The 11288-nt window shown below is 49.8% G+C and carries 9 protein-coding genes and 9 tRNA genes; 15 read left to right on the forward strand and 3 right to left on the reverse strand.

The window, feature by feature from the left end; genetic code table 11:
• Positions 1–15 precede the first annotated feature (15 nt).
• Positions 16–891: a 4-hydroxy-tetrahydrodipicolinate synthase gene (gene dapA, locus J7438_RS17095; RefSeq protein ID WP_209277502.1), complete on the forward strand. Its 876-nt coding sequence runs from the start codon at positions 16–18 to the stop codon at positions 889–891.
• Complete coding sequence (gene bamC / locus J7438_RS17100; protein ID WP_209277503.1) at positions 891–2078, forward strand: NlpB/DapX family lipoprotein; 1188 nt, start codon at positions 891–893, stop codon at positions 2076–2078. The genes dapA and bamC overlap by 1 nt, the downstream gene beginning before the upstream one ends.
• Before the next feature lie 78 nt (positions 2079–2156).
• Here the strand turns inward: bamC and J7438_RS17105 are convergent, their stop codons facing one another.
• Complete coding sequence (locus J7438_RS17105) at positions 2157–3266, reverse strand: phosphoribosylaminoimidazolesuccinocarboxamide synthase (RefSeq protein ID WP_209277504.1); 1110 nt, start codon at positions 3264–3266, stop codon at positions 2157–2159.
• A 122-nt stretch (positions 3267–3388) separates the two neighbouring features.
• Between J7438_RS17105 and J7438_RS17110 the strand changes: the two genes are divergently transcribed.
• The 3 genes from J7438_RS17110 (at position 3389) to J7438_RS17120 (ending at position 5964) form a co-directional block, all read left to right on the forward strand.
• A complete protein-coding gene (locus J7438_RS17110; protein WP_209277505.1) occupies positions 3389–3574 on the forward strand; it encodes a hypothetical protein in 186 nt (61 codons plus the stop codon).
• 439 nt (positions 3575–4013) lie between these two features.
• Positions 4014–4877 (forward strand): tetratricopeptide repeat protein, encoded by an 864-nt coding sequence (locus J7438_RS17115; RefSeq protein WP_209277506.1) that lies wholly within the window; start codon positions 4014–4016, stop codon positions 4875–4877.
• Between the two features lie 169 nt (positions 4878–5046).
• On the forward strand, positions 5047–5964 hold the full coding sequence (locus J7438_RS17120) for a P-loop NTPase family protein (RefSeq protein ID WP_209277507.1): 918 nt from the start codon (positions 5047–5049) through the stop codon (positions 5962–5964).
• 126 nt (positions 5965–6090) lie between these two features.
• Here the strand turns inward: J7438_RS17120 and rdgC are convergent, their stop codons facing one another.
• The gene (rdgC, locus tag J7438_RS17125) at positions 6091–7062 is read right to left on the reverse strand and encodes a recombination-associated protein RdgC (protein WP_209277508.1); all 972 of its coding nucleotides are present in this window, start codon (positions 7060–7062) and stop codon (positions 6091–6093) included.
• Between the two features lie 314 nt (positions 7063–7376).
• On the opposite strand from rdgC, the gene J7438_RS17130 reads away from it, so the two are divergent.
• The 9 genes from J7438_RS17130 to J7438_RS17170 all read left to right on the forward strand — a co-directional run bounded on the left by J7438_RS17130 (position 7377) and on the right by J7438_RS17170 (position 8464).
• Positions 7377–7452, forward strand: a tRNA-Val gene (locus J7438_RS17130).
• 38 nt (positions 7453–7490) lie between these two features.
• Positions 7491–7567, forward strand: a tRNA-Asp gene (locus tag J7438_RS17135).
• Positions 7568–7690: 123 nt separating this feature from the next.
• Positions 7691–7767: transfer RNA gene (locus J7438_RS17140), tRNA-Asp, on the forward strand.
• 44 nt (positions 7768–7811) lie between these two features.
• Positions 7812–7887, forward strand: a tRNA-Val gene (locus tag J7438_RS17145).
• 38 nt (positions 7888–7925) lie between these two features.
• Positions 7926–8002, forward strand: a tRNA-Asp gene (locus tag J7438_RS17150).
• Positions 8003–8046: 44 nt separating this feature from the next.
• Positions 8047–8122: transfer RNA gene (locus J7438_RS17155), tRNA-Val, on the forward strand.
• A 31-nt stretch (positions 8123–8153) separates the two neighbouring features.
• Positions 8154–8230, forward strand: a tRNA-Asp gene (locus tag J7438_RS17160).
• A 43-nt stretch (positions 8231–8273) separates the two neighbouring features.
• Positions 8274–8349: transfer RNA gene (locus J7438_RS17165), tRNA-Val, on the forward strand.
• 38 nt (positions 8350–8387) lie between these two features.
• Positions 8388–8464: transfer RNA gene (locus J7438_RS17170), tRNA-Asp, on the forward strand.
• A gap of 622 nt (positions 8465–9086) precedes the next feature.
• Here J7438_RS17170 and J7438_RS17175 read toward each other — a convergent pair.
• Positions 9087–10721 carry an IS1634 family transposase gene (locus tag J7438_RS17175; RefSeq protein ID WP_209277509.1) on the reverse strand — a complete coding sequence of 545 codons (1635 nt, stop codon included), beginning with the start codon at positions 10719–10721 and terminating at the stop codon, positions 9087–9089.
• Between the two features lie 121 nt (positions 10722–10842).
• Here J7438_RS17175 and J7438_RS17180 point away from each other — a divergent pair.
• Positions 10843–11288: IS1634 family transposase (locus J7438_RS17180; RefSeq protein ID WP_286196661.1), on the forward strand; the 446-nt coding region annotated here is incomplete at its 3' end.

Raw genomic sequence — 11288 nt, forward strand, 5'->3', positions numbered from 1 at the left:
TTTAGGAGTGAACTGATGATTACCGGGAGCCTGGTGGCTATTGTTACCCCCATGTATGGCAATGGTGAGCTGGACTGGGAGAGTATGCATGCCCTTGTAGAGCATCATATTGACCAGGGGACGGATGGGATCGTGGTGGTGGGTACCACGGGTGAGTCAGCCACTCTGACGGTGCAGGAACATTGCGAAGCCATAAAACGGATGGTGGACCAGGTGAATGGCCGGATTCCCGTGATTGCCGGTACCGGGGCAAACTCAACCGCAGAGGCCGTCCACCTGACGGCGGAAGCCAAGGCATTGGGCGTGGATGCCTGTTTGCTGGTGACCCCTTATTACAACAAGCCGACTCAGGAAGGGCTTTACCTTCATTACAAAACGGTGGCTGAATCGGTGGCGATTCCCCAGATCCTCTATAATGTTCCCGGCCGAACGGCGGTGGATATGCTGCCGGAAACCATTGGTCGCCTGAGTCAGCTGGACAATATTGTCGGCGTTAAGGAAGCCACGGGCATTGTTGAGCGTGGCCAACAGATCCGGGCGTTGTGTGGTGAAGACTTTGCCATCTACTCCGGTGATGATGCTACCGGTATGGAGCTGATGCTCCAGGGGGCAAATGGCGTTATCTCAGTGGTCAATAATGTTGCACCAAAGATTATGCATGAATTGTGTGTTGCTGCCACGGCGGGCGATCGCAGTACAGCGGAAGCGCTTAATGCCCGGATTGAAGCATTGAGCAGTCAGCTCTTTCTGGAAGCCAATCCGATTCCAGTAAAATGGGCATTAAAGGAGATGGGGGTGATCAAGGACGGTATTCGTTTACCATTGACGCCCCTTTCGGAGTGTTATCACTCCGATGTTAGAAGTGCACTGCAAAAGGCGGGGTTGATTTGATGGTTCCGGGTCAAAGGATCAGTGAGTTGCAAAGGTATGCCCGGTTGGGCCTGTCTGTAGTGATCAGCGCATTGGTGCTGACAGGTTGTGCCAATCCTTTTGGCCAGCAGGGGTATCTGCGGGATCGTGCCGGAGACTACACCGAGGCGCAGACCGCTAAACCCATCATCTTGCCGGAGGGAACCCGGGCCAGGGAGCTGGGGGATATTCTGGTGATTCCAGAGGCTGGCCTGACTGACCAGAAACTGCCACGGGCGTTTGAAGTTCCAAGGCCTTCCCAGCGATTGATGTTGAAAGAAGGTGATCATTACAGCCTTGAACGCAATGGTAGCCAGGAATGGTTGTCCGTTGATCGTGAACCCGGTGAAGTGTGGCCCGGTGTGCTGGGCTACATTGAAAAGCTGGAGGAAGAGCAGGGTGTTGGCATTGCCAGCACAGAGTTTGCCAAAGGCGTTGTTGAAACCCGGTGGCAGGACTTTGGCAAGGATAAAGATCACGGTGTGATGTACCGGACATTCGGTAAGTTATTGGGTGCTGATGATCTTGAGCCGATGGAAGAACGCTTTCGCTTTGAGGTTCGCAATGGCCTGAAAGGCGGGACCACGGAGGTTTATGTCTATCATCAGGGACGGCCATTGGCTAAAAAAGGGAAACCGGCTCCGGTTCCTGAGAGCTGGGATAACCTGGGAGAGCCAAGCAGGCGGAAAGCGAATGATGTGCTGGCCGAGATGCTGGTTTACCTGGCACGGGATGATGTTCAGTCATCGGTTTCTCTCCAGGCTCAGGGGCTGGATATTGCTTCAGTCACGGAAGCGGGCCGCGATGGTAATGGTAATCCGGTGCTGACAGTACGTGGGCTGTCCTATGCCCGTGTCTGGGACTCTGTTGCCAATGCTATGGATAACGCTGGACTGAAGGTTGTTGATCGTAACCGTTCCGCCGGGCTCTTCTATCTTGCTGACAGTGTTCCACAACTGGATCAGGAGCAGCAGAAAAAGAGCTTCTGGTCAGGTTGGTTCAGTGATGATCAAGACACCGAAGTGTCTGATGAGCAGAAAACGCTGACGGTCAGGGTGAGTAATTACTCTGAGGCGGTTCAGCTTTCTGTAGAAAAGGATGTGAATACCTCAGCGCCTGCAGATGTCAGTCAGAGACTGCTCAAGGTGATTCAGGACAACCTTCAATAAATAAAGCAGGCGTAAGCCTGCTTTATTACATTTATCCTTGAACGCCCATTCTTGAACGAAAGTAAATTCTTTTGATGGTTATCTGGAATCGATCAAACCATACTCCTTATCCAGAATCTCAATAATCTCGGCCTTGGGGTTGTCAGAGAGTTTGAGAGGCTTTCCGGTAATCTTTTCAGCAATCGCTGTGTAGGTTCTGGAAAGGTCCATCAATGCGCTTTCCGGCAGTGCATGATCTCTGGCAAGGGCTTCCCGCTCCGGCATTCGCTCTTTATTCAGCAGGATATCAGGCTCAGGGAAGTGATTAAGCAGAAACTGCCGGAAGCTCTCTTTTGAATTTTCAATCACCTGACCTTGACGATACGCTTCACCGTCCCAAATCCTGGAGGAGTCCGGCGTGCCAACCTCATCCATATAAATCAGCTTTTCCTGTCCACGGGCATCGGTGACGTAACCAAACTCAAATTTGGTATCGACAAATATCTGGTCAAGGGCTGTCAGGGACCGGCTGATAACCGTGAAGCCTTCCTGAAGCAGGGTTTCGTAGCGGTCAATATCTTTTGGATGTCGGAAATTGAAAGCCCTGTAATTATCTTCCAGGTCCTTACGGGTAATATTGACGTCATCCGCTTCAGGCACTCCGGGAATGCCTGTTAATACGCCCTTGGTTGATGGGGTAATCAGTAGCCCCGGCAGTGGTTGATCTTTCTCCAGTCCTTCCGGAAGTCGTATACCGCAGAACTCGCGCTCACCTTTGCTGTAGGCCCGCCACATTGAGCCGGTAATATATTGACGGCCGATGGCTTCAATCATTACCGGTTGCGCTTTCTGGACAATCCAGACCAGTGGATGAGGAATAGCCAGGATATGGCTGTCCGCCAGGCCATGTTGCTTGAAGAGATTGAACCAATGGTTAGAGATCGCATTCAGCGCAGCACCTTTGCCGGGGACACCGTCCAGCCCCCCTTCACCATGCCAGATACAGTCAAAGGCACTGATTCGGTCAGAAATAACCATAATGGCCAGTGGTGCATCGGCAGCGACATCATAGCCTTGTTCGTTGATCAGCCGCCGGCTGTCAGCTTCACTAAGCCAGTAAACGGAGCGTACCTTGCCGGAGTGAATAGGGAGGTCGGTGCGAATCGGGAGATCGTTGTTAACGGCCAGGACCTTATCAGCAAGACTCATTGCGGCTACCTGTTCTGTATTCTGTTTGGTAATGTCGATTTATCACCCATGATGGTGATACAGCTCTACCCGGCGCAAGGGGTGACCGTGGAGGTACGGGTCGAAATCATAGCAAATAACCCATGTTCTCTGTACAGGAAAAAGAAGCAAAACAACTCAGCAGATCGGGAATCTGCCCAGAGCCTGGATCGGGTTCATTAATAACTGTTTGTTATTTAGACATCGTCCCGGAGTTTTCGGCAGATGGCTCATGGCTCTTGTTCGAGGGGGCTGGAAAAATTTTTTATGCACAAATGTCAAGCGATTGACGTGTATTTTTTTTTGCTGCCATAAGTGACTGATTTTGTAAGTACTTATTCTAAGTGCATGAAAAATAAAGAAAAAAAATAGATCAAAAAATAACCAGTTTAATAAAGGGGTAGTAAACATCGGTCTTTGTGACGGGTTGTGAGTGATCATCCACAAACTTATCCACAGATTCTGTGGGTAAAGTAATGTTGGCAGTACCGGATTTAGGCCTGGTTATACAAAGTACTGTTAATTCCAAGATATTCTTAAAGAAAAAGTTTGTGCTGCCGGGTCTATTCTCCGGTGGCTTGCAGCGAAGTGTTTAATCACATTGCTTCAGGCGAAACCTGAGCGTAAAAAAACAGCGGGTCAAAAATGCCGACAAAGGCCTTATCGTCAGTTGAAAGTACCATTATTATTCCCTCATCGTTTAGTGGTCATTTCAAGGTGACAAATGTGATGAATGAGCAAAGCTTCGTGGTGGATGTAACAGAAGCGAATATTCAGGAAGTGCTCCAGCAATCCGCCGATCATCCCGTGCTTCTTTATATAGGTATGCAGAGTGATCCGGCCTGCTCAGCGCAACTGGGTGTTCTGGAAGCGCTGGCTACCGCTTATCAGGGCAAGCTGATACTGGCGAAAGTGGCCGCAGAAACCGAGCAGATGCTGGCGCAGCAGCTGGTGAGTCAACTGCAGGTAAGAGCGTTACCCGGACAGGTGGTTTTGCACCAGGGAAGACCGGTTAAGGTGTTCAGTGGGCCCCAGTCAGAAGAGCAGCTGCGTGAAGTGCTGGATCCGTTGACCATGAGTCCGGCAGACATGATTCGTCAGCAGGTTGAAGCGCTGATGGCTGAAGGCGAAGCTGGCCAGGCTTTGGAGTTGCTGCAGAATATTTTGCAGGATGAGCCTGATAACCATGCCCTGCAAGTGTTGCAGGTGAACCTGCTGCTGGAGCTGGGACGTATCGACGAAGCCCGGCAGTTGATGGCGGTGCTCCCCGCAGATGCAGAAGGCATTGCCCAACCGAAAGCGAAACTGGCTTTCTACGAAATGGTTGTGGATGCCCCTGCCCGGAATGAATTGGAAGCCCGGCTGGCGGACAATGACAATGATCATGAGGCTCGCTACCAGCTGGCGATCCGATTGGTAATTGCTGACCAGAATGAAGAGGCGCTGGAGAATTTGCTGACGATTGTTCGTCGGGACCGTGAATTCCGTGAAGACGGTGCCAGGCTGCTGATGTTGCAGGTGTTTGATCAGCTGGGGCAGGGTAATCCAATCGCCAAGCGTTATCGCGGCAAGCTGTTTGGTTTAATGCACTGATTTTGTCTCACCAAATCTTGATCCTCCACTCGCATTCCCGGACTCAGTCTCCTGGAATGCTCGTGCTATCTTTTCTGAACTTTATATTGATCCTGTGGTCAAAAAAGTAAGAGAGCCATTTTTTCACCCGGACTGGTGTCGAGATAGCAGCTGAATCAGGAGGTCAATAATGAATTGTTTGTACGATGGAGCAGCTGCAATCGGCAGTGCTGTCGCTTACGTCCTGAAACAACCTTTGCGCCTGATCAGCTATTTTTGTGGCCGAGTTGTAGCGGGATTATCAGCAGTCAAAAAAAAACTGTTTGGCACCGTCGGGGAAAGTCAGCCATCCGCCACTGACCTGAGCCAACGGTCGGTTTCAATACCAATGGCTGGCCAGTCTCCTGTGACGGGCGAGCCATCGGTAATGGTCGAGAATACTGACCGCTCAAAACCTGCTGCCGGTCACGATGCTAATCTGAAGCCTGATCCCGGGTCACCGGTTAATTTCCCCCAGTGCATCAACATAGGGTTTCTGGGTGCCAGCAGCGGAGGGAAATCGGCTTTGATTAATCTTCTGCGTGATGTGGATGTTAATGCGACCGACGCAGCCCGGGAAACCGTTGTTCGCTCCAAGCAACGGGATACCAAGCGCTACCGGCTAAATAAGACACCTGTTTATTTGTGTGAACTACCAGAGATCAAGGCAGATTATAACCCGGAGGCAATGGCCAATCGTTCAGGCCTCCTCGCCTATGATGCGGTGATTGTTCCTCATTGTTTCAACACCGTACGTTCTGATGCTCTTGCTACTATGATAAGTCAGGTGAAAGAAGCGGGTATCCCACTCTATTTCGTTTACACCAAAATGGATAACGCTATTGCGAGTATTCGCAGTGAAGAAAGAAAGTCGAGTCCCTCTTTTTATCAGGATCTTGCTACCGGGGTTAAGGCGCAGATAAAGCGTAATTTCCAACACGCCATCGGATCAGATTTCAGCGATGACAATATTTTTATCAGCGGCTTCCCTTCCGACAGCAGAGAATTTGATGTGCCACAACTAAAACAGCTTCTCGGTAACGTCCAGAAGAGAGCAGGGAATGGTTGAGGGGTGGCGCTTTTGCTACGTGGCAGCGTTAGCTGTCGTCAAAACCAGCAGGCAATTCACAGGCAAAAATCATCAAGCGCACAGAGGGAAACTCTCTAACCGTCGTGCGCTTTTCAGGTCAACCGCTTAAACGGTCTCTTTTTCCGGGATTTCCACCGAGAAGCTGGCCACCTCCTGTCTTTCCAGTGCTTCTTCGCTTATTCCGCCAAGGTTTTCCACCAGTTCATCCAGCATTTGTTGCAGCGTCAGCGTCATGATGGCGAAGTCAGCGTCAAACTGTTCGGCCGCTGTTTCAGCGTTGACTTCATCAAGCTGTTCCTGAACGGAGTCGGTGAACTTCAGTTTGCGAATGACCAGGTCATCACCCAGCACAAAGCTCAGGGCATCATTCCAAATCAGCGCCATTTTGCTGACCTGCTTGCCTGCCTGAAGGTGAACCTCAACCTCTTCACCAATCAATTCCTGTTTACTGACTCTTACCTGTCCCCCTTCATCGCCGGGCTCACGCAGCTCACACTCATCACCGAGCACCAGCTTGTCAGGCATGGGGATCTCCTGGGCCAGCCAGCGTGTCATGGCATGGGATGGCATGTTTTTCAGTGGCGGGTTAATAATCGGCAGACTGCCAAGGCATTCACGCAGACAGGAAGTCAGCTCTTCAGCTTTCTTGAATGAAGAGGCATCCACCACCAGCCAGCCTTTTGCCGGATCAATATACGCAAAGGTGTTCTGGCTTCGGCTGAATGCTTTGGGCAGCAGTTCCATCAGTACATCGTCTTTTAATGCTTTTTTCTCTTTGCTGAAAACCTGGCGGTCCTGTTCTTGTTCAATCTGTTCAACTTTTTCTTCCAGTGCTTCATTGATCACGCTGGCGGGAAGAATTTTCTCTTCCTTGCGGGCAGTGATCATAACGAACCCATTGCCGGCATGGGTCAGCAGTTCACCCTGTTTGCCCAACGGAGGAACCCAGCCATAGGTGCTCATATCCTGACTGCCGCAGCTGCGAAAGCGTTTCTGGCGGAGTTGCTCTTCAAGATCGTCAACGGACGTTTTGAATGGCTGGGTAAACCGGTAAAAGATAAGATTTTTAAACCACATGATCGTTTCAGAATCCTGATTGGTCGGAAGTTTGGCCGCTTTCCATATTGTCCCATCCCTGTTGTCCCATATAGTCGGGCTGAACTTCCGGGTATGGGCTCAAGGCCGCGATGGAAAGGCACATGTTAACAAAACCTGACCGTAAATTAGTTATTGATGTTGATAAAGAAACAGAGGGTATAAAAAAAAGTTTTTAATAACTGTTGCGTATCAACAGGTTAGCTGCTTATAATTCGCCGCGTTGTTGAGAGGGGCTCTCGGGAAGCTTGAGAGAGCACAGCAAAGTTCTCAACAATCTCTTTGATTAAGATTCAGGGTGATTAGCTCAGCTGGGAGAGCATCTGCCTTACAAGCAGAGGGTCGGCGGTTCGATCCCGTCATCACCCACCAGCTAGAAACTAGTATCTAGAGATTAGAGACTAGACAGCGGACCGGTAGTTCAGTCGGTTAGAATGCCGGCCTGTCACGCCGGAGGTCGCGGGTTCGAGTCCCGTCCGGTCCGCCATTTCTATTGCGTTGTTGGTTTTTTTACAAGTCCTGAGTGGGGCTTGATATCGGGGAGAGTTCTGGTAAAGTCACCCTCCCTTAGTACTGGTGACAGTGCTGAGATGATTGGAAAAGTTTCAGCGGACCGGTAGTTCAGTCGGTTAGAATGCCGGCCTGTCACGCCGGAGGTCGCGGGTTCGAGTCCCGTCCGGTCCGCCATTTTATTCCTGCGTTGAGAAGCAGGTAAACAAAGTAAACAATTTGGGTGATTAGCTCAGCTGGGAGAGCATCTGCCTTACAAGCAGAGGGTCGGCGGTTCGATCCCGTCATCACCCACCAGCTAGAAACTAGTATCTAGAGACTAGAAACTAGATAGCGGACCGGTAGTTCAGTCGGTTAGAATGCCGGCCTGTCACGCCGGAGGTCGCGGGTTCGAGTCCCGTCCGGTCCGCCATTTTATTTCTGCGCTGAGAAGCAGGTAAACAGAGTAAACAATTTGGGTGATTAGCTCAGCTGGGAGAGCATCTGCCTTACAAGCAGAGGGTCGGCGGTTCGATCCCGTCATCACCCACCAGCTAGTATCTAGAGACTAGAAACTAGATAGCGGACCGGTAGTTCAGTTGGTTAGAATGCCGGCCTGTCACGCCGGAGGTCGCGGGTTCGAGTCCCGTCCGGTCCGCCATTTTATTCCTGCGCTGAGAAGCAGGTAAACAGATAAACAATTTGGGTGATTAGCTCAGCTGGGAGAGCATCTGCCTTACAAGCAGAGGGTCGGCGGTTCGATCCCGTCATCACCCACCAGCTAGAAACTAGTATCTTGAAGCTAGAGACTAGGTAGCGGACCGGTAGTTCAGTCGGTTAGAATGCCGGCCTGTCACGCCGGAGGTCGCGGGTTCGAGTCCCGTCCGGTCCGCCATATTTTCAAGCCCTTACGATACCTGTCGTAAGGGTTTTGTCGTTTATAGGCCCTGTAAACAAAGGGTTAAACGGATGATGCTGTGGTTTGTAGGCTTTCGTTTTTAAAGCTATTTTTCCCCGTTTTTCTGACTTTTCTCTCTCCTCTCTGAAAAACCGTGGTCCGAGCCCTTCGACGAACCACAGCGTTTAACTGTTTGATTATATTATGCTTTCGCTGTTGTTCAGAGTGTCGCGTTTTTGTGAGTTCGCGGCTGTTCCGGCGGTAGGGGCTCGGGACTGGATTCGAAACACTCGCTTTCCTATAAACGATAATTTTCGTCCTGACGTTTCACCCGATAGTTGTTTTTATTATGCTGCTCTTTTTGAAGCATATGTATCAAATGCTTTCATGAGGAAATTTATAATAATGAAGTGGATTGATGAGTTTTGTGACAGTGTTTGGTCGGCTTTATTTCTTTGTGGAATTATATTTCTAACAGGTATGCTCTTTGGAGCAGGGATAAACAGTCAAACGTTTATTATAACAGCCGGGAGTATTGGTTCTTTCTTGGCTGGGACAGGCACTATAGCTGCGCTGTATTTTGCAAAAATCACCATAGAGCTGTCTTTCACCACCCCTATCAGGAATAAACCGATTCGTAAGAAATGCCTAAAATTTGGATAATCGTCCACTGCTTTTCCTTCAAACCGACCACATGCTGTTCCTGATTATTGACCGTTAATACATTAATACCCTGAAAGCAGAAGAAGACCCATCTTGCTGTTGGATTCTGGCAGGGCTTCTTTTTCTGGCTTGGAAACACACGACTCTGCTTTTTCAGTTCGTGCCTTATTCTGTGCTGGATAGCAGCATAGACCATCAGGCAGAGTGTCATCACCATCAACAGCGCTTCAATGCGCTCCGGTTTTTTCAGATAGAGTGAAGAGACCAGAAAGTCCGGGCTTTTCAGGAAACGAAAGCCGCCTTCTACTTGTTGTTGCGACTTGTAGGTAGATAACAGCTCACCGGCATGCAGACGGTTCTGATCCAGCTCATTGGTGCTCAGGATAAAGTAGCCCAATGAGGCCTGTGCATGCTCCTTTTTCTCGCAGGCAACAAAACATACGCCATGGACAAAATATTCGAAGTGATCAGGTTTACTGTCTGACGGTGGACGCCCCTTGCCTGAATAGCAGCGTTTGCGGATAACTTCAGGTTCCGCTCCACTCTGGCAGAGCTTCGATTGTTTCTGCCATAAGGCAAAAGCCTGCAATGCATCGTCTTCGCAAAGAAAAGCCTTTTTACGCAGCTTTTCCAGATCACGAGCCTCTTTCAGTGACTGTTTCTCCATCTTTCTTATCAGCGATTTCTGCTCGCTCAGTCGACGCTTTTTATTGAGAAACAAGAACCATCGTTGTTGAACATCTCCATAGGTGGAAGGCACTTGTGCAAAGTAATAATCCTCGTAGCCTTCAACAGGCTTCAGCGATACAGCAGACGCTTTGCCGACCAGTTGCTTTGCATCCTTGATATTCAAAGGCACCCGGGAGATAAACCGCTGTTTTTGATCATCAAGCAACTGAAGGGTTTCAGCAACGTACAGGGCGGCATCAGCGACCAGGTAGCGGCTATTCAAAGCCGCCCTGAAACACGACAGATGGTTTTTGATAATCTCCTGAAAGCAGGTTTTATCGTTCACATTACCGCTGGCAGGCGCCATGAACACAGGAATACCGGCCTCATTCCCGGTCATTAACTGCAAGACCACCTGGTTCAGGTCAGGCCGGTGGTCGCGGCTGTAACCGCGACAGATATGGATGCACTTCAAGTCATCAGGGTCGTCATTACTGTTGTAGTCACCATCCACATGAAAGCTGGTGCCGTCCAGATTTAATGCCTTGCAGGGCAGCTTCAGATGATTAACGACCTTAACAGCAAGGTGCAGATACAAGTCACTGACGCCAGCGTCGTAAAGGCTGTCGAGGGCTCGCCCCAGTACCTTGTCGTTCAAATGTTCAGCCTGGATGCCTTCGTCAATGAGCCGATCGATCGGCCTGTCCTCATAACAATCAGGAAACATATACAGAGTCTGTCCTGTAAAGCCCAGCCCATTGATGATCATTGCGACCACAGCCTGTCCAATCGTGACATTACGTACATCGGAGTCATTGGTTATGCGCGCAGCAATATATTCGGCTATCTTTAGTTCCCGGCACATCGCAGCAACTAAGCCAAGGTGGTTCAGGCTTTTGAACTGGTATTGAAAAGGTGGCAAAACAATATCCCTGAATATCTGATCAGTCCTTTGACAACAGGTTTCAGGAAAATATCAATTGGTGTGGTGAAAGACAGACTTATACCTGAATCTTGCCATTAAGGTCGTCAACCATCTAAATCTGCCCTGCAAGGCATTAAACCTAGACGGCACCAGTCTTCATACAGACGGTGTCTATAACAGTAATGAAAACCCTGATGACTTGAACTGCATCCATATCTGCCGCGGCTACAGCCGTGACCACCGGCCTGACCTGAATCAGGTTGTCTTGCAGCTAATCACCGAAAATGAGGCGGGTATCCCCGTGTTTATGGCACCTGCGAGCGGTAATGTAAACGACAAGACTTGCTTTCAGGAAATTATCAAAAATCATTTGTCGTGTTTTAAGGCGGCTTTGAATAACCGTTATCTGGTCGCAGATGCAGCCATGTACGTTGCTAAAACCCTCCAGTTGCTTGATAAGCAAAAACAGCTGTTTATCTCCCGGGTGCCGCTGAATATCAAGGATGCCAGGGAGCTGGTCAGCAAAGCGCCTGCCATGGCACTGGAGCCTGTTGAAGGCTATGA

It is taken from the genome of Thalassotalea sp. G20_0, assembly GCF_017744175.1.
In the GTDB taxonomy this organism is placed as follows: domain Bacteria; phylum Pseudomonadota; class Gammaproteobacteria; order Pseudomonadales; family Endozoicomonadaceae; genus Endozoicomonas.